Origin of the sequence: Caecibacteroides pullorum (genome assembly GCF_019239235.1) — a bacterium.
Lineage (GTDB): Bacteria > Bacteroidota > Bacteroidia > Bacteroidales > Bacteroidaceae > Bacteroides > Bacteroides pullorum.
The window spans coordinates 329,483-353,979 of sequence record NZ_JAAZTS010000001.1 but is presented as its reverse complement, the minus strand read 5'-3'; the positions used below and the strand labels follow the sequence as shown (position 1 = coordinate 353,979).

Annotated in this window: 15 protein-coding genes and 1 riboswitch; of the genes, 8 read left to right on the top strand and 7 right to left on the bottom strand. The window is 43.6% G+C overall.

Annotated features, from left to right (window positions below; translation table 11 throughout):
- The first annotated feature begins 155 nt into the window (after positions 1-155).
- Together HF894_RS01360 and HF894_RS01355 are read left to right on the top strand one after the other, a co-directional pair.
- Positions 156-845: a response regulator transcription factor gene (locus tag HF894_RS01360; RefSeq protein ID WP_021847890.1), complete on the top strand. Its 690-nt coding sequence runs from the start codon at positions 156-158 to the stop codon at positions 843-845.
- The gene (locus HF894_RS01355; protein WP_021847891.1) at positions 820-2,610 is read left to right on the top strand and encodes a sensor histidine kinase; all 1,791 of its coding nucleotides are present in this window, start codon (positions 820-822) and stop codon (positions 2,608-2,610) included. Before HF894_RS01360 ends, HF894_RS01355 begins: the two co-directional genes overlap by 26 nt.
- 53 nt (positions 2,611-2,663) lie before the next feature.
- Positions 2,664-2,873: riboswitch (cobalamin riboswitch) on the top strand.
- A gap of 185 nt (positions 2,874-3,058) precedes the next feature.
- Here the strand turns inward: HF894_RS01355 and HF894_RS01350 are convergent.
- From HF894_RS01350 to mutY, 4 genes are all read right to left on the bottom strand, one after another.
- The gene (locus HF894_RS01350; RefSeq protein ID WP_204970827.1) at positions 3,059-3,688 is read right to left on the bottom strand and encodes a 4'-phosphopantetheinyl transferase superfamily protein; all 630 of its coding nucleotides are present in this window, start codon (positions 3,686-3,688) and stop codon (positions 3,059-3,061) included.
- Positions 3,688-5,040 (bottom strand): gliding motility-associated protein GldE, encoded by a 1,353-nt coding sequence (locus HF894_RS01345; RefSeq protein ID WP_204970826.1) that lies wholly within the window; start codon positions 5,038-5,040, stop codon positions 3,688-3,690. Before HF894_RS01345 ends, HF894_RS01350 begins: the two co-directional genes overlap by 1 nt.
- A gap of 23 nt (positions 5,041-5,063) precedes the next feature.
- Positions 5,064-5,507 carry a single-stranded DNA-binding protein gene (locus HF894_RS01340; protein ID WP_075317467.1) on the bottom strand — a complete coding sequence of 148 codons (444 nt, stop codon included), beginning with the start codon at positions 5,505-5,507 and terminating at the stop codon, positions 5,064-5,066.
- A 72-nt stretch (positions 5,508-5,579) separates the two neighbouring features.
- On the bottom strand, positions 5,580-6,617 hold the full coding sequence (mutY, locus tag HF894_RS01335) for an A/G-specific adenine glycosylase (RefSeq protein ID WP_204970825.1): 1,038 nt from the start codon (positions 6,615-6,617) through the stop codon (positions 5,580-5,582).
- A 219-nt stretch (positions 6,618-6,836) separates the two neighbouring features.
- Between mutY and HF894_RS01330 the strand changes: the two genes are divergently transcribed.
- The 6 genes from HF894_RS01330 to HF894_RS01305 all read left to right on the top strand — a co-directional run bounded on the left by HF894_RS01330 (position 6,837) and on the right by HF894_RS01305 (position 19,247).
- A complete protein-coding gene (locus HF894_RS01330) occupies positions 6,837-7,130 on the top strand; it encodes an HU family DNA-binding protein (protein WP_262484403.1) in 294 nt (97 codons plus the stop codon).
- A 306-nt stretch (positions 7,131-7,436) separates the two neighbouring features.
- A complete protein-coding gene (locus tag HF894_RS01325) occupies positions 7,437-9,011 on the top strand; it encodes an Rne/Rng family ribonuclease (RefSeq protein ID WP_204970824.1) in 1,575 nt (524 codons plus the stop codon).
- A 631-nt stretch (positions 9,012-9,642) separates the two neighbouring features.
- A complete protein-coding gene (locus tag HF894_RS01320) occupies positions 9,643-12,837 on the top strand; it encodes a SusC/RagA family TonB-linked outer membrane protein (protein ID WP_246593094.1) in 3,195 nt (1,064 codons plus the stop codon).
- Positions 12,838-12,858: 21 nt separating this feature from the next.
- Entirely contained in the window at positions 12,859-14,766 is a 1,908-nt protein-coding gene (locus HF894_RS01315; RefSeq protein WP_204970822.1) for a RagB/SusD family nutrient uptake outer membrane protein, read from the top strand.
- 32 nt (positions 14,767-14,798) lie between these two features.
- Positions 14,799-16,166 carry a BT_3987 domain-containing protein gene (locus HF894_RS01310; RefSeq protein WP_204970821.1) on the top strand — a complete coding sequence of 456 codons (1,368 nt, stop codon included), beginning with the start codon at positions 14,799-14,801 and terminating at the stop codon, positions 16,164-16,166.
- Between the two features lie 225 nt (positions 16,167-16,391).
- On the top strand, positions 16,392-19,247 hold the full coding sequence (locus tag HF894_RS01305) for a M60 family metallopeptidase (RefSeq protein ID WP_021847902.1): 2,856 nt from the start codon (positions 16,392-16,394) through the stop codon (positions 19,245-19,247).
- A 177-nt stretch (positions 19,248-19,424) separates the two neighbouring features.
- On the opposite strand, the gene HF894_RS01300 is transcribed toward HF894_RS01305, so the two are convergent.
- From HF894_RS01300 to HF894_RS01290, 3 genes are all read right to left on the bottom strand, one after another.
- Positions 19,425-20,984 carry a sulfatase gene (locus tag HF894_RS01300; protein WP_204970820.1) on the bottom strand — a complete coding sequence of 520 codons (1,560 nt, stop codon included), beginning with the start codon at positions 20,982-20,984 and terminating at the stop codon, positions 19,425-19,427.
- A 48-nt stretch (positions 20,985-21,032) separates the two neighbouring features.
- Positions 21,033-22,427 carry an alpha-L-fucosidase gene (locus HF894_RS01295; RefSeq protein WP_394369806.1) on the bottom strand — a complete coding sequence of 465 codons (1,395 nt, stop codon included), beginning with the start codon at positions 22,425-22,427 and terminating at the stop codon, positions 21,033-21,035.
- 109 nt (positions 22,428-22,536) lie between these two features.
- Positions 22,537-24,480: a RagB/SusD family nutrient uptake outer membrane protein gene (locus HF894_RS01290; protein WP_204970819.1), complete on the bottom strand. Its 1,944-nt coding sequence runs from the start codon at positions 24,478-24,480 to the stop codon at positions 22,537-22,539.
- Positions 24,481-24,497 lie beyond the last annotated feature (17 nt).

Here is a 24,497-nt window from a genome sequence, read left to right as displayed (position 1 = left end):
AGAATTAAAAATTCACTATCAATCTCCAAGAAGGCTTGTAACAACATTGTAACATCTGTTTCATGTTTCCGTAATAAAAATGCCTCAACTTTGCCGCATCAAAAGAATAAAAACATATTTTTGCAAAACCATACCTTACTAAAATTGAAGAAGAGATGAACAACTATCGGATATTGGTCGTCGATGACGAAGAAGACTTGTGCGAGATTTTGAAGTTCAACCTCGAAAACGAAGGTTACGAAGTGGATACGGCAAACTCTGCAGAAGAAGCCCTGCAAATGGACATCAGTCACTACAACTTACTCTTGTTAGATGTAATGATGGGTGAAATATCCGGCTTCAAAATGGCACGTATGCTAAAACAAGACAAAAAGACTGCCCAAATCCCCATCATCTTCATCACAGCTAAAGATACGGAAAACGATACAGTCACAGGATTCAATTTAGGAGCCGATGACTACATATCAAAACCCTTCTCACTACGTGAAGTAACAGCACGTGTCAAAGCCGTGTTACGCCGTACTAGTTCACAAGAAACAGAACGTATACCTGAACAGCTAGTGTACAAATCATTGGTACTTGACATCGTCAAAAAGAAAGTATGTATTAACGGAGAAGAAGCTCCGTTAACTAAAAAGGAATTTGAAATCTTGCTCTTATTATTACAGAACAAAGGACGCGTATTCTCGCGTGAGGACATACTGAACAAGGTATGGAGCGACGAAGTATACGTGCTGGACCGTACCATCGACGTAAATATCACACGCCTGCGCAAGAAAATAGGTGATTATGGTAAATGTATTGTAACACGCCTGGGATATGGATACTGCTTCGAAGCCGAATAAAAATCGGCATTTTCTGTCATTCAGTCGGAAACTGTTCTTATCCGTCTTCCTGCTGTTCCTGCTATTTGCAGGAAGTGTTACCCTTTACCAATACCAGCGAGAAAAAGAATACAAAATAGAACTGCTCGACCTGCAATTGCAGGATTTCAATGAAGACCTCTACTTTCGACTGACAGAAACCCCTGACAGCCTATGGAATTCTGTGCTTAATAGCTACATAAGTCAAAGCACAACCAAAGAATTGCGTGTCACCATCATTAATCCACTAGGTGTTGTTTTGTATGACAGTTACGAACACAACATCAGTCCCAAAAATCATCAAGATAGGCCAGAAGTACAACAAGCACTGAAACATAGAAAAGGCCATGACGTGCGACGCACTTCGGAAACTACAGGTGTACCTTATTTTTATTCAGCCACAGATTTCGGATCCTACATCATCCGTTCGGCACTGCCTTACGATATTGACCTAGTCAATCACCTGGCGGCTGATCGCCACTACCTGTGGTTCACATTGGCTGTCACTCTTGTGCTAATATTCATCTACTACCATTTTACCTCACGCTTGGGAACAGCCATCACCAAACTACGCCAGTTTGCCAAACGTGCCGATAAGAACGAGCCAATTGAAACAGACCTCCAATCAGCTTTTCCACATAACGAATTAGGTGAAATATCACAACATATCATTCAGATCTACCGCCGATTGCGTGAAACAAAGGAAGCACTCTACATTGAACGCGAAAAACTTATCACACACCTTCAGACATCCCGCGAAGGTTTAGGTGTATTTACCAAAGACAAAAAAGAAATATTGGTCAACAACTTGTTTATCCAATACAGCAACTTGATATCAGACTCCAACTTGGAAACAACTGAAGAGATCTTCTCTGTATGTGAATTTCAGAAAATTACCGACTTCATAGGTAAAGCTCACCGCAGTCCACTTGGGAAAGAAGAAAAAAGAATATCTCTCACCATTAATAAAAACGGACGCATTTTTATTGTAGAGTGTATCATATTCCAAGACCTAAGTTTCGAGATTTCCATTAATGATATCACACAAGAAGAGGAACAAATACGCTTAAAACGACAACTTACTCAAAACATTGCTCACGAACTAAAAACCCCTGTCAGCAGTATACAAGGCTATTTAGAAACCATCCTTAGCACCCAAGATCTTCCGCAAGAAAAAATGCAGACTTTTTTAGAACGATGCTACACCCAAAGCAACCGACTAACTCGCCTTCTACGAGACATTTCTGTACTGACACGCATGGACGAGGCAGCTAACCTCATCGACATGGAGAAAGTGGATGTCAGTCTACTAGTGGGAAACATCGTCAACGAAGTAGCGCTCGAATTGGAAGAAAAGGATATTACTGTTGTCAACTCTCTGAAGCCACACATCCTGCTCCGCGGCAACTATTCGCTGCTCTACTCCATCTTCCGTAATCTGATGGACAATGCCATCGCATACGCAGGTTCGCATATCCATGTTCACATCAGCTGTTTCCGCGAAGACGAAAACTTCTACTACTTCAGCTTTGCCGACACAGGAGTTGGAGTATCCCCCGAACATCTTAATCGGCTTTTCGAACGGTTCTACCGTGTAGACAAAGGACGTTCACGCAAATTGGGAGGTACTGGCCTTGGACTTGCCATCGTAAAAAATGCCGTACTGATTCATGGAGGAACTATCTCTGCAAAAAACAGTCAAGGTGGAGGCCTGGAATTTGTATTTACTCTAGCCAAAGAAAGATAATTGTAAACTATTCAAATTATTTCTTTAAACGACTATTTGATTCAAAAAAAACTCCTATCTTTGTATTGCATTGGTTCGCCTATTTCCCACTACAAGCAGAAAAGGTGATTAAAAGGGAATCGGGTGCAAATCCCGAACAGTCCCGCTGCTGTGAGTTTCACACAATTGTTATCAGCACGTACCATTTGCCACTGGAATCTTTTCCGGGAAGGCCGCTGATAATAGAAACAAGTCAGAAGACCTGCCATGCATATCTTTTTATCATTGCTTTCGAGGAAAAAGCGGTGAGTCTAATGAACACGGACTTTTCTGTCCTTTCATTTTATTCATCCAAACTGCTTCAAAGAAAGTAAACAAGTAAACTTCTGCCAAAGTTTATGAAATAATGTCCGGGCGAAGCGATTTCGAACGGACATTTATTTTATATTTGCCAACTTCTATCCAAAAACTAACAAATATAAGTTAGAACAAAATCTGCGAACAAACGATAATGTACCGAGAAATGACAACATTCAGCTGTTCGATATTCAACGAGTCCAAATGTCCCTTCAGAACAAACAGTAAACGGACATATATATAAATGCTCACGAAAATCCACACTATCAATATTCAGACATTTATAAACCGCTTCTTTGGCCGACCAATGTAAAAGCATCCCCCAAGTATCAGTACCTTCATAAGCTCCTGGCAACTCATCATCACGAACAAACTTATGAGCCACTTTACGCACACGTTCCCCATATTGTTCTATATCAATACCTACTTCTTTATTTATATCACCTAAAATAACAGCCACATACCCTTTAGTATGAGAAATACTTAAAGAAAACGATTTATCAGCCAAATAAGGTTTCCCACTATCTTGATATCGAATTTCTTTTTCCACTCCAAGTATTGTGTAGAGCAAAACACGTACAGCGCACCATTCCAAACGCCGATGGGCAGAAGAAAACTTTTCGACTTCTTGTCTGTATTTTCTACTATCAGGAAACAAAGAAAACAATTCTTCCAATGTTTCTTCCAACTTCCATACCGCCCAATGGCAATCCTCCCCCTGATGTTGCAGAAACAATGCCACTACATATCCTCCTTAATTTCTATAGTCACCGGTTCCTTCACAGTAAATTTTACTTTTAGAATACGACGGCTATCTATCTCAAGTACTTCAAATTCATAGTTCTTATAAGAAACATGCTCATGTAAAACAGGGAACTCTCCTTTCAACTCAAGCAATAATCCTGCAACGGTATCAGCATCGCCCGCTACTTCTTCAAACTCAGCTTCGTCAATCTTCGTTATTCTATAAAAATCAGCCAATAAGGTCTTGGCCTCAAATATCCAAGTATGATCATTGAGCACGGTATATGTCCGTTCCTCATCATCATATTCATCATGTATCTCACCCACAATCTCTTCTATGATATCTTCCATCGTCACAATACCTGATGTTCCACCAAATTCATCTACGACAATAGCAATATGTATCTTATTGGCTTGGAAATCACGAAGCAAATCATCAATCATCTTTGTCTCAGGAACAAAATAAGCAGGACGAATAAGGGATTGCCAACGGAAATTATCACCTTTGTTCAGATGGGGTAACAAATCTTTTATGTATAAAATTCCCTTAATGTTGTCACGCGACTCTGCATAAACAGGTATGCGCGAATAAGCATTTTCTATAATGCATTTCAGCACATCCTTAAAAGGGGTCCGGATATCCAAATCTACGACATCCAATCTTGAGGTCATCACTTCTTTAGCTGTTTCTCCACCAAAACGGATGATCCCTTCCAAAATGTTACTTTCTTCTGATATTTCAGTTTTATCCGTTAATTCCAACGCATGAGACAATTCATCGACTGATATATTATGATTTTTATGCGAAACATGCTTGTTCAAAAAAGAAGAAGAACGCATCAACAACGATTCCATCGGATAGAACACTGAACGAAACATAGATATACCCGATGCCGCAAACCGACAAAAAGACAATGTCTTCTGAGCCGAATAAATTTTGGGCATGATCTCACCAAAAAGTAAAAGCAAGAAAGTTAATATAACGGTCAAAATCAGAAACTCTGCAATGGGCGAATGAAACTCAAAGACATTCATGAAAAAGAAATTGCAAAGCATGATTATAGTCACGTTCACAAAATTGTTCGTAATTAATATCGTAGCGAGCAGACGTTCGCTATCCGACAATAAATCACTGATTTTAGAATCAGATGGATGTTTGTGTTCAGCAATCGTATTCAAATCGGCTGGAGAGAGCGAAAAGAAAGCAATCTCAGAAGCCGAAGCAAATCCTGATACAAGTAAAAGAAGGCCAGCCAAAACAATGGCTACAATGGATGGCACGGTAGGTGCATGTACTGTTATTCCATTAAAAACATCTGCCAACTGGCATAAATAAGCGTCCGGGTCCAAAGAAGTAATTTTTAGTTAAACACTTAGAACGGCAAATCATCCGCTCCATTATCTTGTGCAGGCGCCACCTGCGATTGTATACTTTGCTGTTGTACATTCGGCTGAACTGTTGCTTGAGGAGCTACCCCAGCAGCCTTAGGAGAAAGCATCTCCATACTGTCCACAAAAATCTCGGTCACATAACGTTTCACGCCAGCCTGATCATCATACGAACGTGTACGGATTTTTCCTTCCAAGTAAAGTTTATCACCTTTGTGCACGTATTTTTCAGCCGTTTCAGCCAATCCTCGCCATAAAACGATGTTATGCCATTCTGTCCGTTCAGGAACTTGAGTTCCATTGGCCAAGGTATACGCCCTGTCAGACGTAGCTAAAGGAAAAGTAGCCACAGCTACCCCACTATCCAAGTATCTCACTTCTGGATCTTTCCCTACATTTCCAATCAGAATAACTTTATTGACTGACATAACTTTTTTCTTTTAAAATTGCTTGCCAAAAATAAACAGAATAATGTAACCGTGCAAATATCTACAAAACTTTTACGCATATTTTTCCAAGAACTGATGGATGAGCCGCGGCACAGCATAGCGTTCCCATTCTCCTTGTTCAATGCGTATATAATCCGAGAAACCTTGAATATCAGCAGGAAAAATCATCTCATAAAAATCTGCATGAATAATCTGATGGGAAAGAACATGCTTAACCCCCATCTGCAACGGACGTACAACAGGTTTCACATTAGTGCCAAGCCCTTCCAGCTCTGGAGCAAGCAACAACTCATCTACAGATAGTTGATGATCAGCTTCTATCAATGGCAGCTCATATAAATTGCGCCAGATATCGTTACCCGTTCTCTTACGAAGAAGCATCTGTCCACCTATACATATATATATATAAGTAAAATAACGGTCGGTCGTTCTTGTCTTATGTTGCTTTACCGGCAAAAGATTGACTTTACCAGTAGCCAATGCTGAGCAACTATCTGCCAACGGACAAAACATGCAGGAAGGCGATTGAGGAGTACACTGTATGGCTCCAAAATCCATAATGGCTTGGTTATAAAGCGCCGCATGTTTTTCATCCAGCATTTCCTGCGCCAATGAAGCAAACAGCTTCTTCCCCTGAGTAGAATCAATCGGAGTTTCCACTCCAAAATAGCGAGAAAGTACCCTGTATACGTTACCATCCACCACCGCATAAGGCATATCGTAAGCAATGGAGCAAATGGCCGCAGCCGTATAGTCTCCTACCCCTTTAAGTGCACGGACACCTTCGTAAGTACGAGGAAAAACTCCATTCATACTACGGGCAGCAGCATGCAAATTTCGCGCACGCGAATAATATCCCAATCCTTGCCAGTATTTCATAACTTCATCTTCATCAGCCTCAGCCAAAGCGACCAGATCAGGGAAACGCTCTACGAATCGCTGAAAGTATTCATAACCTTGAGCTACCCGTGTCTGTTGCAGGATAATCTCTGAAATCCAGATGCGATAGGGATCTTTGGTTTCACGCCAAGGGAGTTCACGCTTGTGCTCAGCATACCAATCTAACAATATTCTTGAAAAAGCATTCATTCTTTCCTCTTAAAACAGTGTTTTCTCCACCGAAAAGCATCCTTTTATGACAATGAAGCCACAGGAAGCAGAAAAGGCGGCCGACAAATGTAGCGCTTTTCCGCCTAACAAAACTTAATCCCAAGACTTTTTTAGAAAAATGTCCGAAATATATTTTTCAGAGACGCGGAAAAGCTATATATTTGCAGTCCAAAAAATTAAGGAAACATTAGTAATAATATTTTTTTTAAGAAAAAAATGACTAAAGCTGATATTGTAAACGAAATCACCAAGAACACCGGGATTGATAAGACGACTGTACTTACAACCGTTGAGGCCTTCATGGATGCTGTCAAAGTATCTTTGGCCAAGGATGAGAATGTCTACCTTCGCGGATTCGGAAGTTTTATAGTGAAGAAAAGAGCACAGAAGACTGCTCGTAACATCTCTAAAAACACCACGATCATCATCCCCGAACACAATATTCCGGCATTTAAGCCTGCCAAGACATTCACACTAGCAGTGAAGAAATAATAAACAATAGTATTAACCCATAAAAATTTGAAGCTATGCCAAGCGGAAAGAAGAAAAAAAGACATAAAATGTCTACGCACAAGCGTAAAAAAAGACTAAGAAAGAACAGACATAAAAGCAAAAAGTAATTTTTAGTCTGAACGACAAAATAAAGAACAAACTTGCGAAACAAATGTCTCGCGAGTTTGTTCTTTGTTTAAATAAACATGAGATCTTACAAAGCACAGGTCAGAATGAGAAACAGCAAACCTTTCCTGTATCCTACCTGAAGTTTTGTATATTGTAAACTTTAAAAGCATTATTATTGTGACAAGCGAACTCGTTGTAGATGTACAGCCCAAAGAAGTGTCTATCGCCCTGCTTGAAGACAAGCAACTGGTAGAACTTCAAAGCGAAGGACGCAACATTTCCTTCTCCGTGGGCAACATGTATTTGGGCCGTGTCAGGAAATTGATGCCTGGCCTGAATGCCTGCTTCGTGGACGTAGGTTACGAGAAAGACGCTTTCCTTCATTATCAGGACCTGGGTCCTCAATTCAATTCTTTAGAGAAATACGTAAAGCAAACTTTAAGCGACCGAAAAAAACTCAACCCTATCACCAAAGCAACCCTACTTCCCGACCTTGAAAAAGAAGGCACCATTGCCAATACACTCAAGGTAGGACAAGAAGTCGTGGTGCAAATCGTCAAGGAGCCCATATCAACCAAAGGTCCGCGACTGACCTCCGAGCTATCCTTTGCCGGACGTTACCTCGTACTGATACCCTTTAACGACAAGGTCTCCGTATCCCAAAAAATAAAGTCGAGCGAAGAACGCGCACGCCTCAAGCAACTGCTGATGAGCATTAAGCCCAAAAACTTCGGCGTCATCGTACGTACCGTAGCCGAAGGCAAACGCGTTGCCGAGCTGGACGGAGAGCTTAAAGTATTACTGAAACATTGGGAAGAAGCCATCATCAAAGTACAGAAGGCCACCAAATTTCCGACACTGATTTACGAAGAAACCAGTCGTGCCGTAGGCCTGTTGCGCGACTTGTTCAATCCTTCCTTCGAGAGCATCCACGTGAACAACGAGGCTGTCTATCATGAAATCAAGGATTACGTAACACTCATAGCCCCTGAACGGGCAGGAATTGTGAAGCTGTACAAAGGCCAGCTCCCCATCTACGACAACTTTGCCATTACCAAGCAGATTAAGGCATCCTTTGGTAAAACTGTATCTTATAAAAGCGGTGCATATCTTATCATTGAACATACAGAAGCCCTTCACGTGGTAGATGTAAACAGTGGCAACCGCACCAAAAATGCCAATGGACAAGAAGCTAATGCACTGGAAGTTAACTTAGGTGCAGCCGACGAACTTGCCCGCCAATTACGATTACGAGACATGGGAGGCATTATTGTTGTCGATTTCATAGACATGAACGAAGCCGAGAACCGGCAAAAGCTTTACGAACGCATGTGCCAAAACATGCAAAAGGACCGTGCACGCCACAACATTCTTCCACTCAGCAAATTCGGACTGATGCAGATTACCCGCCAGCGCGTGCGTCCTGCCATGGACGTTGATACGACAGAAACCTGCCCAACTTGTTTCGGCAAAGGCAAAATAAAATCGTCCATCCTATTCACAGATACTCTAGAGAACAAGATTGATTACTTAGCCAACAAATTGAAGGTAAAGAAATTCTCGTTGCACATCCACCCGTATGTAGCCGCTTACGTCAATCAAGGACTTGTTTCCCTGAAGCGTAAATGGCAAATGAAATACGGATTAGGCATCAAAGTGATTCCCGATCAAAAACTAGCATTTTTACAATATGTTTTCTACGACCCCCATGGTGAGGAGATAGACATGAAGGAAGAATTTGAAATCAAATAAATAGAAAAGGCGGCTGTCTCAATTTGGAGACAGCCGCCTTTTCTTAAAAACATTTTGTCCATAAAAAATGTCATCAATCGATCTGATCCTGTGAAACCAAGCCATCATTACAGCTCCCAAAAGTTCATAGTTATGAAACTCAAGTTAATGTTTAGACGGCTAAAGTTGATAGTTGCAGAGCTTATGTAGACCATGGCGAAAGTAGATTATAACAACTCTTCGTCTATATACTCACGACTAAGGAGTAGGACCTTCCTGTATAATGAATTTGCCATCTTTCTATGCGTTTCTCGGAGATTTATAAATCATGTCAAAAGACATATAATGCTTTTGAAAGCCTTAAGTCGGAATTAAGGAAAGCTAAAAAACGATTGATTTCAAATAATTACAAGAAAACAATGCATAAAACACCTTTTTTTTATTTTTTCTTAGAAAAAACTTGGTGCATCAAAAATAATTTCCGATATTGCAGCACTTTAGTTAACCATATAAAAAAAGTTTTAAGCATGAGAAAAATAACGCCTTAAAAAATCCCGTCACAAGGGGAGATCTCTCTTTATGATATCACAAAGAGACTACTACAGCTAAAAATCACTCACTAAAGTTCAACCTTAAAACCAACAATGTGCAAATGAATCTATTTTTTTGCAGAAAAGAGCATTGCATAAAATGCATTGCCCTATCATTGCTATTATCTCCAAGTACACTTTTCGCATTTCCTGAAAACGAAACAGGCACAAGCGAAACAGTCACAACAATTCTGCAACAACAAAAGCAGACAATCACAGGTACTATTCTCACCGGTGACACAAATGAACCTGCTATTGGTGCTACTGTTTATTTAAGGAACAGTACAACAGGAACTGTAACAGACGTCAACGGTAAATACTCCATTACTGTAGAAGGTATAGGTGGAGTATTGGAATTCTCTTACATCGGCTATAAAAAGCAAGAAGTAGCTGTAACCGGACAAAAAACGATTGATATTGTACTACAACCGGATACTGAAGTTCTTGAAGAAGTTGTTGTAGTAGGTTATGGAAGCCAAAAGAAAGAAAGCGTAGTCGGCGCCATCTCGACATTGGACGTTACCAAACTAACCGTTCCTGGTTCGTCCATTTCAAATGCATTAGCTGGTCAGCTATCAGGTATTGTTGCCATGAGCCGTTCTGGCGAACCAGGTAAAAACAGCGCGGCAGATTTCTACATCCGAGGCGTATCCTCCTTCAAAGGTACATCAACTCCTCTAGTACTGGTCGATGGTATCGAACGTGATTTGGATTTGGTAGATACAGACGACATCGCCTCTTTCTCCATTCTGAAAGACGCATCCGCATCTGCAGTATATGGTGTACGAGGTGCCAACGGTGTAATCCTTATTACGACCAAAAAGGGTTCTGTTGGAAAGCCGCAAGTCAATGTGCGCACGGAATTCGGTTTTACCCAGCCAACCAAACGACCGCAAATGTTAGGTTCAGCAGAATGGGCCGAATTATACAACGAAGCATACGGAAGTCAATATTATTCGCCAGAAGACATCGAAAAGTACAGAACAAACGCAGATCCGGACCTCTATCCGAATGTCGATTGGTTCGATGCCCTATTTGATGATATGGCAGCTAATCAACGTGTCAATTTGAATATTACAGGTGGTAGTGACATTGTCAAGTATTACGTATCCGGTGCGTTTTATAATGAAAGTTCTATTTATAAAAATGCAGGCAACATTTATGGCTACAATCCGTCCATCCGCTACAACAAATTCAATTTTAGAGCCAATGTCGATTTGAACCTTACCAAAAGTACGGTCGTAAACTTCAATTTGGCCAACATTTATGAAAAATCATTTGGCCCTGGATTTGGTGATACAGACGCTGACATCTGGTCCTATACATTCATGACTTCTCCGAACGCTTTCCCTGTACAATATTCCGATGGAACATTGTCCGGTCCTTCCACAGACTCCGGTTATAATCCATGGAACATGCTGGCACATTCAGGGTATCGTGAACAATTCTGGAACTCGGCCCAATCATTAATTGGCGTAACCCAAGATATCGGGGCACTTTGGGAACCATTAAAAGGTTTAAGCGCAAACATTAAATTCTCTTGGGACGCATGGAACACGACATTGCAACGCCGTAACAAAGTTGAAAGTTTCTACCATGCACGCGGTCGTGCCGAAGACGGCAGTTTAATCTATGATGACAATAATGGCGACGGCATTTGGGATCCTGTACACACCGGAGACGAAACATTGTCATTCCTACCCGTACGTAGTGGCACCATGACCCGCTATCTGGAAGGCTCATTGACCTACAACCGAGTTTTCAATGATATCCATCGCGTAGGAGCCTTATTGTTGTACAACCAAAAGATCCACACCAATACCCAAGCTGACAGTGGAGATGATGCCTTACCCTACAAAAACCAAGGTTTAGCAGGACGTGCAACTTATGCCTTCAAGGATACCTATTTTGCAGAAGTCAACTTAGGTTACAATGGTTCCGAAAACTTTGCCCGCGGACACCGTTTTGGTTTCTTCCCAGCTGTAGCTATCGGTTGGATGATGTCAAACGAAAAATGGTTCCAGCCCGCAACCAAAGTCATTGACATGCTGAAATTAAAAGCATCCTACGGTAAAGTAGGTAACGACGATATCGGTGGACAAAGAAGATGGGTATATGAATCTACCATCGTAAATAGTGGCAGTTGGAATTATGGTAGTACTGGAAATCAAGGTGGAACCGGCATTCGTATTGGAGAAGTCGAGAATCTTAATGTATCATGGGAAGAAGCATTGAAAATAAATGCCGGTATTGAATTCTCATTATTCAACAAGGTACGTGTACAGGCAGATTATTTCCGCGAAGAGCGTAGTGGTATCTTCCTGCAACGTGCAGGACTACCTGCCATAGTTGGTGTCTCCACTATTCCTTATGTAAACATCGGAGAGACCTTGAACCAAGGTTTTGATGCTACGGTAGAATATACTCACCAGGTAAACAAGGATTTAATGTTGACAGCACGAGGAAATTTCACATTCAACAGAAATGAATTACTGAATAATGACGAGCCCGACTGGGAATATAAGTATCAAAATAGGATTGGCAAACCTTTCGGAAGCGGAAGTTCACTGCAACCATTTGGATTAGTTGCAATCGGCTTATTTGAAAGCCAAGAAGAAATAGACAACAGTCCTGTACAGAATTTTGGTGAATATCGTGTAGGTGACATCAAATATCAGGATATCAATGGTGATGGTCAGATTGACTCACAAGACCAGATAGCAATCGGTTATACCAATCTACCGGAAATCACCTATGGTTTTGGTGGCACAGCACAATACAAGAACTGGGATTTCAATATCTTCTTCCAAGGAGTAGCACGTACCAGCTTCTTCCTGAACGGTTCTTCTATTCGCACCCCCTTCTCATCAGGAAATATGGAACGTGCAGCCATTAATGAAGATATATATGGCAACGTATGGATGTCGACCAATACTCCCGAACAGAACGCAAATGTCACCTATCCACGCCTCAGCATGGGTAGCGGTGGAGCCGGCGCTTCCAACAATAGCCAAGCATCCACATGGTGGCTACGAGACGGTTCATTCCTTCGCTTGAAGAGCGTAGAGATCGGATACTCATTGCCAAAATCTCTGTTGCAAAAGAGCTTTATCAAGAGTCTAAGATTCTATGCCGCAGGAAATAACCTTTTACAATTCAGTCCATTCAAATTATGGGATCCAGAAAAAGGTTCATCAGACGGTTCAGGATATCCGCTTAATCGAATGTTCTCTATCGGATTTAACGCAAATTTCTAAACATAGATAATATAAACACTTATGAAGATTAATTTTAAATCATTCTATATGCTATGCTTCGCTGCAAGTACTCTGACTTTAACTTCATGCGAAGACTTCCTAGACAGACAAGAAGATGAGATGCTCACTTTCGAGAAAATTTGGGAAAATCGGAATACGACCAAACGATATTGGTTAAATGCCATGTCATTTTTACCCAACTTTAATGGGGGATACATCGGGGACAATGAACCTTACCTAGGCGCATCAGATGAATGTACCATCGCTTACGACCGTCAATACCGTAACATCAATTTTGGTTCTTGGAATGCATCAACGGTACCCTATTACAGTATGGATAAATATTATAAAGGAATCCGTGAATGCAACATTTTAATGCAGAACGTTCATAAATGCAGTGACCCCATAGCTACGCAAGAAGAGCTCGATAAATACTATTGGCAAGCCCGTTTTGCTCGCGCCTACTATTATTTTTTAATGATGTGCGATTACGGTCCTATATTCTTGTTAGGAGATGAACTACTAGATTTTTCAGCCTCAACAGAATCGCTTTACCGTCCACGTAACACATGGGAACAATGCGTAGACTACGTAGTCAGCGAAATGACAGAATGTGCCAATAGCAACGCAATCCAATCTTCCTACGAGGATTTGGAATATGGATTAGCAACCAAAGGAACTTGCCAAGCCGTTATTTCAAGACTGCTATTATACTCAGCACGTGATTTGTTCAATGGGAACACACTTTATCGGAATGTAAAAAATCCGACGACCAGTGAATTTCCAGACTTGTCGGGCGCTGAGTTATTTCCCCAGCAATATGATGCAAACAAATGGTTGAAAGCCGCAGAAGCCGCTAAGGTGCTATTGGACAATCCTCAATATGAACTATATCGTGCGGGCAATGGCAATCCCTATGAAGATTATGTAGGTATCACCAATGTGAATTGGAACAGCGAACTCATTTGGACAGACCGCTACAATAACCGCTTCAGTTGGGGAGTAGGTACTGTACCAACAGGTGTAGCAGGTACTGCCTATGGTGCAGTAGGCCCGACACAGCAACAAGTAGATGCTTATGCAATGAACAACGGCCGATATCCCATTATAGGATACGATGCTGATGGAAATCCTATTGCGGATAGCCAATCAGGATATGACGTAGCCACAGAAATGCAATTAAGCGTATGGAACTATCCGGCAACCGGCTGGAGCAAATTTGGCAACTTCGATATTGAAGCACCCAACATGTATAAAAATCGTGAGCCACGCTTTTATGTGACTGTATTCTTTAGTGGAAACTACTGGCTGCATGACCAACAATCTACCATGATTTCTTTTGCCAAAGGAGCCAATGGAAACAAGAGTCACGACTATCCGAAATCGGGTTATCTGGTCAATCGTTTCTATGACCATCGTTTAAATTCAGCAGCAGGCAATTGGGGCAACATTACTTTCCCTGTATTCCGCTTGGGCGAAATGTATTTAAATTTCATCGAATCCGTTCTGGAATGCAAGAAACATGGAATTTCTCTTCCGGCAGGATATGAACAATTGGCTATGGATAAATGGGCAGATTTAAGAGATCGCGCCGGATTAGCTCCCATCACAGATGTTTATCCCAATGCTACTACTGAAGAACTGATTGAACTTTGCCGCAAGGAACGCCGCGTCGAACTGGCTTTTGAACGTCATCGCTACTATGACACACGTACGTGGATGATTGCTACAGAAACCGATGGTGGTCCCATGTATGGTATGAATACAGAATGCCCCATTGGCGACAATGCAGCCAACGTTACACCAGCTGATTTCTGGAAACGTACAGTTTTTGAAACACGCGTATTTAAAGACAACCATTATCTGTATCCATTCTCACAACGCGAATTGGACCGTAACAGAATGCTAACACAAAATTATGGATGGTAATATTGATACTAATAATCAAACAACGAATTCATATGAAAAAAAACATATTATTTGCGATTCTTGCCACCAGCTGTTTATTGACACATACTGCATGCGAAGATGGCAAAGACGAATACTTATCGGATTTCAGCACTATTCTTTATTTCAGAAATAGTGGAGAATTACCGTTAACAGTTTATAAAACTGGAGAAAATACAGACTACCAGCTTATTGTTAACAAGTCTGGTTCCACTTTAGGAGCAACAGCATCTATTGATGTCGGAATCATGAGTGATGCAAGCCTTGCTACATATAATGCTGCAGAAGGCGTAAACTATAAAGCATTACCAGGAACATGTTACACTTTCAGCAATGAAACTATAGAATTTGGAGCAGCAGATTTATATAAAACAGTAAATGTTTCATTGATAGCCGAACAAATTGAACAAAATAGTGGAACAGATGCAACCTACGTCATTCCATTTGAACTGTATAATGGCTCTGACTCCATTAATGCAGAAAAACGTTATGCATTTATTATACCCAGCGTTCAAACCCTCACTGTAGGTTTCGAGAACAGTGGCTTCATCTCCACAGACGACATTACAGACAGTGAAGGGACAACAACGATCACACAATCCATCCTAATGCCCATTGTAAGTCAATGGGATTTGGATTGTCAGGTTACAGTAGATGAAGGAATTCTGGACGAATATAACACTGCAAACAAGAAAAACTTAAAAATGGCTGCAGAAGATTCATATACAATAGAAATAACGCCCTTCCAAAATGGTTCTAACCATGCAACTGTAACGATAACTTTAGATAAGTCCAAATTAATATGGGGACAACAAGCCATACCATTGAAGATTTCTGGAACATCTAATCCCAATTTTGCAGTCGACGAGGCCAAATCGAGTTGCATCGTAGGTATTAACTATACAATTCCAAGAAGTGAATTGACCCAAATACCACTTTCCCTCGATATGCTATCTTCGAATGCTACAGTAAACGGAGATGGAACCGGGTTAGCTGGATTGTTCGATGGTAGAGGAAGCGGTCTCCATTGGCATTCTAACTATAGTGGCTCAGCGATTGATGCCGTATATGGACATTACATTGATTTCAAATTGTCCAACCCAATCAATCATTTTGCATATAATTTCTGGACACGATTTGAGAATGCGAATGGTGCACCCACCAAAACAATAATCTATGCAGGAAATGATGGTAATACTTGGAAAGAAATAGGAGAGGTTGCAAACTCATTTACAACCGGTGATGAGGAATATGATTCAAATGTGTTCTCTTCAAGTGAATCTTTTACTTATATACGTTTTTCTGTAACTGAAAGTAATGCAGGAAATGTATGCACAGGACAATTCTGGAACTGTGGCGAAATGCAGATTTTTGGTAAATAATAATCTTCTAACCTTTGAGGGACAGAAATTGGGACTGTCCCTCACATTTACTCTATATATTTGATTTACTAAAAATGGATGAAGGAGGGAAATTTCATTATCTATTTTTCTCTCCTTCTTTCTGTATAAAAATAGAATATCCCACTTTTTTTATATCTTTGCCACACATCTCAAACATAAGCAACTGCATTTTTATTATCAACCCTTAACCCCATAAAAAAAACTATGAGAGTCCTATCCTTTTTGACCATATGTCTATGTACAGTTTTATGGTTCATTTCATGCAGTGATGAAAAAAACGATTCCCCAAGTACTCCACAATTTTCTATTGAGGAACAGTATCTACAACAAGATTTTGAACAGAGTGCAACCTCTGTAGTCATTCCTGTCAAAACTAATTTAGAAACATCCCAATGGAGTGTCAAATCAGACCAATCATGGTGTCTAGTTGATCAAGAACACTCCTCCTCACAAGCTTCCGGAATTCTGATTAGCATACAAGCCAGTGAAGAACCCGACATTCGAACAGCTACCATAACAGTAAACTCCAGCGTCGAAAATTACAATATTCAAGTACGACAATTAGGTTATGGCCCTGCAATATTATTAAAACAAGAAGCAAAAAATATATCTGCAGAAGGAGGTCCATTAACTATTACCGTCACATCCAACATCGAATATACAACAACCCTTTCCGAAAAATGCGACTGGATACATGATGCGCCGGGAACTCGTGCATTAACAGATAAAGATTACAATTACACAGTGGACGCCAACTCTTTATATGAAGAACGCAGCGCCACTTTCACCTATACAGGGATAAAATATACAGATATAGTAACTACTTGCACTATAACCCAAGAGGCTAAAAGTGCCGGTGTAGATGACGTTGTCGTAGAAGGCGACATTAAAATAATACCTACCAGCGGTAAAGCCAGTGAAAATCAGCCGGGACAAGATATTGAAAACAGTTTCGACGGGAAGTTCAGCCCCCAAGGAGAACCCTACCATTCCATTTGGAACCAACAGGCAGCCTTTCCCGTTACTCTGGAATATTTCTTTGACCAAAAGCCAGACCTTGATTACCTCATCTATTACACAAGAAGCGGAAACGGTAATTTTGGAGAAGTTGATATTTATACGGCTACCGAAAGCGAACCCGAATATAAGTTGATGGGAAGTTATGACTTCAAAATGCAAAATGCAGCAAGCCGAGTTGATTTCAAGAATACACTTTCCAAAGTAACTAAAATCAAATTCAGTGTCAAATCCGGTTTGGGAGGATTTGTCAGCTGTGATGAAATGGAATTCTACCAGAAGAACACAGATAAGACTCTCGACAAACAACTGTTGACCGTATTTACCGACATCACCTGTACTGAACTGAAGTCCGATGTAACAGATGAACAAATCAATGCTCTACCCGGATACTTCATCAAACTTGCCACCATGCTGCGCAGCAATACGTATGATCCGTGGGAAAAAGAATTCCGCATCCAGTCTTACCAGCCCTATAGCAATGTAGAGGAATGGGCTAAGACACTGATGACCAAACGCTACAGCAATTTGGACAATCCAACCGGTATTTATGTAGAACCTGGTGACTCATTAATAATTCTTGTTGGCGACACATACGGTAACTCGTTGTCCATCCAAAATATTGGCGAAGAACAAGCCAGCGACGGGACCAATACCTACGTACAAACAGCTGCCAGCGGTGAGACACGTTTCTTACAAGAAGGCGTAAACAAGGTAGGGTTTACTAAGAAAGGCATGCTTTTCCTGATGTATACAGCTAATCTGCTTGACCCCAATGCTAAACCTATCACCGTCCACATCACTCCCGGCAGTGGTAAAGTAAGTGGTTTCTTCGACCTAAAGAGGCATCAAACCAACGAAAGGTATCAGGAACTGATTGGAAAAGCCAATTACAAATACTTCTGCGTTCGTGGCGAACGTATCATGTTCTACTTCCACCGCGAGCAGATGAAACAGGCTGTGCCGAGTGATATTTTGTCAGCCATCAATTTATGGGACGACATTATCAGTTGGCAACAGGAGCTGATGGGCATCGAGGATGTACGCCCTTCACAGGTCAACAATCATCTGTTTGCTATTTCGCCTGAAGGTAGCTATATGTGGGCTTCAGACTACCGCATCGGTTTTGTCTACACATATCTGAACAACATTTTGCTGAAAGAAAACGTCATGGCAGCCAAGGACAATGCTTGGGGACCAGCACATGAAATCGGCCATATCCACCAAGCTGCCATCAACTGGCCCGGCAGCACCGAGTCGTCCAACAACCTGTTCTCCAACTACATTCTCTACAAGCTGGGTAAATATTGCTCTCGCGGTAGCGAACTGAGCGACCTGGCCGACTCACGCTTCGAGCGTAAACAAGCATGGCACAACATGGGTGACGCTACTCATCAGGGGGAAGATACCGAAATACACATGCGTATGAACTGGCAATTGTGGAACTACTACCACCGTTGCGGCTATAAACCAGATTTCTGGCAAACTCTGTTCAAACTGTTGCGCGAGAACCGTATCGTAGAAAATAACCCGGGCGAAGGACAGCTGAAGTTTGCCATGATGGCCAGCAAAGCGGCTAACGAAAACCTGACCGAATTCTTCGATTTATGGGGGTTCTTTGAACCAGTGAATGAAACAATTGAGCAATATGGCACTTGGAACTACGTAGTGACCGAGCAGATGATTCAGGAAGCCAAGGCTTTCATGGCACAATTCCCAGCTCCCAAACACGCTTTCCAATATCTGGAGGATCGCAAACAGGGAGATGAAGGACTGGATATCGTTGCTCCAGACACTGGCTACTATACTCAGTTCCAGGACAACGTAAAGATTACCAAGACTATCAGCTACAGTCGCTCAGGACAGCAAATCAGCATCACCGACGGAGATGAAGCTGTAGCCTTTGAAGTAAGGAAAGACAATAAGCTACTCTACTTCTCTAATGCCTTCCACTTTACTGTACCTTCATCCATATCGTTAGAAGGAGCAGGTATCTATGCGGTACAAGCCGATGGAAAACGAATAGAATGCAAGGCTCAATAAGTCTTCAACAATAACAAAAGAAGTCTGCCAACCTGTCGCGATAAGTAAAAGACTATCAGATAGACAGATTGGCAGACTTCTTTTATAAGATATATTCAAGAAGATATCTTATAAACTCCCGATTTTTCTCTGACTGGAGAAAAAATTTTTCCCAGTCAGAGAAAAATAATGCTCCAACTATACTTCATCCGGCCAGGGACAAGGCTTGCCCGTACTCTTGAACTTGGGACGCTGGGCATCGACCTTGCGCAGATACTGTCCCAGTTCCTTGGACAGGCGGCGCACGATATCGGGATGTTCGGCTGCCACGTCGTGCTTCTCGCCGATGTCTTCGGGAATGTTGAACAACTCCTTCTTGCCGGTCTCGTAGTAATATACCAGCTTCCACTCATCCTTGCGGATGGCACAGTCGAGGTTGATGCCCGGTCCGTCATTGCCCCAGATGTTGGGGAAGTTCCACACCAGCGCACGGCCTTTCGAGGGGTCGCCCGTACCTTTCAGCAACGGCATGAAGCTGACGCCGTCCAGCGGAGCCACCGTCTTGTAGTCCTTCACACCGGCCATCTCGAGCAGCGTCGGATAGAAGTCCTCAATCATCAGATACTTGTCGCAACGCGTGTCGGGGTTCACTACGCCCGGCCAGCTCACAATCATCGGCTCGCGGATGCCGCCCTCGTAGAGTGAACCCTTGCCGCTGCGCAGAGGCGCATTCTGCGTATGCACTTCGCCGTCGCGCCACTCGGGCTCGGCAGCCAGTCCGCCGTTGTCGCTCATGAAGATGACGATGGTGTTGTCGGCCTCACCGTTCTTTTCCAACCAGTCCATCAAGTCGCCCAGACTCTTGTCCATACCCTCGATGAGCGAGGCATAGGCAGCCTCCTTGTCGCTCAGCCCCTTGCGCACATACTTCGGAAAAAAGCGCATGTCCTTGTCGATAGGCACATGGATGGCATAATGAGCCATATACAAGTAGAAAGGCTGGTTGTACTTCTTAGCCTTGTCCAGCGCTTTGATAGCCTCACGCGTCAGGGCTTCGGTAGCAAAGATACCCGTACCCCAGTAATTTTCCAGTCCGGGAATGGACATCAGCGAATAAGCCTTGCCGTCGCGCGTGTGGCCGTAGTTCTGTTCGCTCAGATAAGTGGCCAGTCCGCCGGCCGCATGACCGGCGATATTCACCTCAAATCCCCAGTGGGTAGGATTCTCGCCCGGCGTGTCGATGGAGCCCCAATGGGCCTTGCCACAATGGATGGTGTGATACCCGCTCTGGCGGAGCAGTTCGACGAACGAAGTGCCCACATAGGTATTGTTCGTACCCTCTACCTGACTGACACCATTATAGTTCCAGTCGGGCAGCTCTACCGTCGCGCTCTGGCGGTCGGTCTGCTTGTCGCGCTCCAGCGTCCAGTTGGTCACCCGATGGCGGGCGTTGTTGGCTCCCGTAATGAGGCTGCACCGGGTGGCCGAACTGATGTTGCAGGCATACGCCTGGGTGAACATCATGCCCTGCTTGGCCAGCCGTTCCATATTAGGTGTCTCGTAGGCCTCGTTGTAAGGAGTCTTCTGTGTCCAAAAAGGCAGCGAGGTATCCTGCCATCCCATGTCGTCCACCATGAACAGGATGATGTTCGGGCGTTTCTGCTCCTCGGCAGAGGGTTGCTTCTTCGTCGCTCCCCACCCGTCGGTCATGGGTACCAATGGCGTCAGAAACAATGCGGTAAACAAATATTTATTCATAAATCAGAGAGTTTAGATAATGGGGTTAGTAGAATATGAAAGTTAAAGTCAGGGCAACTGTTCCGCATAACAAACACTGAAGTTTCGTATCTGCGGAGTGTCTGTGCATTGCTCCACAACTACACGGAAAGCTGTTGCCTCTACGGGGTCGAAGCGTTCGATGCGCTTGTGTCCCACCGAAGTTCCCTTGGCCACAGTGACCCACTTCCCGCCTGTGCGGGCTTCCACCCGATAGGCACGAATGCGTTCGCCCAGCGTAATGTCCTCCTGCAGGATATAATAGTTGCCCTTCTGTTTGCCTTTCAGGTCCAGCGACAGTTTCTTCGCCTTTCCGGAAGTCTGTGCCAGCGGCGTGCCGAAACGGCGGGCAATCTCGTCACCCCATTCCTTCAGGCGCTTCACGTCACCCTCAGGTATCACTCCGTCCGGGTTGGGCGTCAGGCCTACAATCAGCGTAGCATTGCGTCCCACCGACTTCTCGTACATGTCCATCAGGTTCTCCAGCGGATAGACGGCCTTGTCGTCGTCGCCCGGTTCCCAGAACCATTCGTGGCGGCCGTTGTATCCGCGCAGAGGCGTGTCGGCCATAGCGGGCACCCAGTAGCGACCGTCAGCATCGCCGTGGGCCAGCAGTTCGTTGTGGTTCCTCACTCCCTCGTTCGCATTGCTGTGACTGTAGGGATAAGGGAAGCTCGACCAGCAGGGATAGCCTACCGTACCGCTCTCCGACCCTCCCCAGCGGAAGTCCGCGCGGTTCACGTTATGGTAGAACAGACATTCCGGCTGATATTTGGTCACGATGGGTTCCACATCAGGTCCCAGTCCCTTCGGATCGTCGGCACCGCCGTCAAACCAAATCATGAACAGGTCGCCGTAGCGGGTACAAAGTTCCGTCACCATCTTCTCGCACAGGCGCTTGTACCAAGCCTGGCGGTTGCGTGCAAACTCACCGTCGCCCTCGGCCTTGAAGTTGTGAATGCCCAACAGAGAGTTCCAGCGGATGCCGATATAGATACCCGGCTGGATGCCATACTTGCGGCAGGAATTTACAAAGTCGCGTACAATGTCGCCCTTGCCGTCGCGCCATTTCACCGCCTTCAGGCAATAGGGATTCACGTCGCTCTGCCACAAGCCGAAGCCCGTTTCATGCGTAGCGGTAAGCACGGCAAACTTCGCTCCGGCCGCCTTGGCCGCCTGTATCCACTGGTCCGTGTCGAGCTGCGTGGGGTTGAAGATATTATAATCCTCCACCGGATTGATGCGGTTGTTTCCCTGTCCATATATCTGGCCATCAAACACATGCAGGTCATAGTGGAATACAACACCCATCTCTGCCTCGTGCCACTTCAGCTGATGGGGGGCAGGCACAGGACCTTGCTCCTGTGAACATACAGAAAGTGTACTTGCCAGACACAACAATCCGAATAAAAATCTTTTCATCATACTTATTAATTTTAATGTAACTCAAATAAAAAAGGTGTGCCAAAGATAAGAAAATATGTGTAATCTCTGGCACACCTAACTTATTATTCAAATAAGAAAAACTCGAATCTTACTGAAGGGCATAAGCACCGGCTTCAACAGGCCATCCTGGGTTCTGATATACTACAGAAGTAGAGACATCACCACCTTCTTCAGGAGTTGACATACGGAATACATCGTAGGAAATCGGAGACAAATAATTGGCCTCTTCGAAACAATAACCATTGTTCTCAATTACATAATCATTCTTGCCCTGCGGACGCAAATACTTGCTGACAGAGGCATCATTGGGTGCCGTATATGTCTGCTTACAAGCCGTACATGCTGCTTCAAACTCGGTATGGAATTCATCCCAATAGTTCATACCTTCCACCCAATAGTTCTGCATCATGTCCAGAGCACGCCAACGGTACAAATCTGCCTTACGCATACCTTCAGCAATGAACTCGCTGCGACGCTCACGACGGATGTTGTAGAGCGTAGCATCTACAAGCTGAGTACCGGAATAGCGTGCCAAGTCGATTTCCTTAGTCAAATCAGTGGCAGCAATTGTCTTCTTGTAGTCAGTATCCACACCGGCACGACGACGCAAAGCTTTCCAATACTTGTCGCACGTGTCGTCCAGATTGCCATGACGCAGGTAGTAGGCCTCGATATAGTTCAGATAAGCCTCAGCTGCACGGAAAATAGGCAAGGCCAAAGGATAAGCACTATTGTAAATCACATCATTGTCTATCCAACCTTTGCGAGGAATGTAACCAGTACTGGTTACACGAATACCACCAGCTGCTGATGTCAATCCAGGAAGTTGGAACATGATATCCTTACCGTTGATAGTCATAATCTTGTCACCGGGCTTTCCAACAGAAGTTACCAGACGTAAATCACGATTGGTCATCGTACTCACCAAACTCTTGTCACCCTGATAATTGGGAGAAGCATAGATGGGCAAACCATCAGTCATCAGATAGCTATCGATTAGAGAACGAGTAAAGCCAGTACCATCTCCATGAACAAAAATAAATGTACCTTCTTCCGTATCAATGGCACCATAACCATGAGTGGCACCCACCACCTGATTCTGCACCTTGGCCTCCTCGCTGTACATACGCCACAACAATACTTCATCACGTTGGTTTGAAAGGTCAGTCTGGTTATACAGGCCAGCATAATCATCCATCAAAGCAGATGCATCACCCACCAATTTGGCAGACTCAATGGCCTGGTCCAAAAAGAAATTCAATTCTGCAGTCATGTCGGTATTAAAAGAGGCAGCATCTCCTGGCCATCCCGGTCCGCCCGGAACACGTGCCGTACCTGCATGGTACTTCTCCCACGTAGCTTCGTACAAAGCCACACGCGACTTGAACAGCAAGGCGCATTCACGGTTCAGACGATGGGCCGTAAAGCTGTTTGACTTGGGGAACAGACGCTCAATGGCTTTATCCAAATCTGACAAGATGAAACGGGCTACCTCATTACGGGGCTTACGCTTGTTGGCCTCCACGTTGGCAGCGTAGTCACCGTCGGTCAAGACCTCGGTCACAATGGGGAAGTCGCCGTAAGTCTTCAGCAAGCTGAAGTAAACATAAGCACGGAAGAAATACATCTCGCCGATGTAGTGATTCACATTGCCATCATTGCTCAGTGTACCGTTCTCAAGATTCTCGGCAGTGCGCTGCAGGAAAAGATTGCAAGTGCGGATGGTACTGAAACTGCCATAGCTACCGCTGGACGGTACCTGAACGCGCTGCGGCAGGAAGTTGTCCACTTGGCTGACAGCTGTCATGTCGTCACTGTTGTTGTCCGTCGTAAAATATCCGAAGGTACCTGTACCCGTACCGTGGTCGGGCAGCAAGCCGTACATGTTATTACAATAAGGCTCCAGCTGATTTTCGGCCGTGAAGAAGTTACCGTCCACATTGTCCGAAATAGGGGTTTTATCCAAAAAGTCTGCACAGGAAGTACCCATCAGCAAGGCTGCAGAAAACAAGAATATATATTTCAATTTCATAATCGTAAATGCTTTTA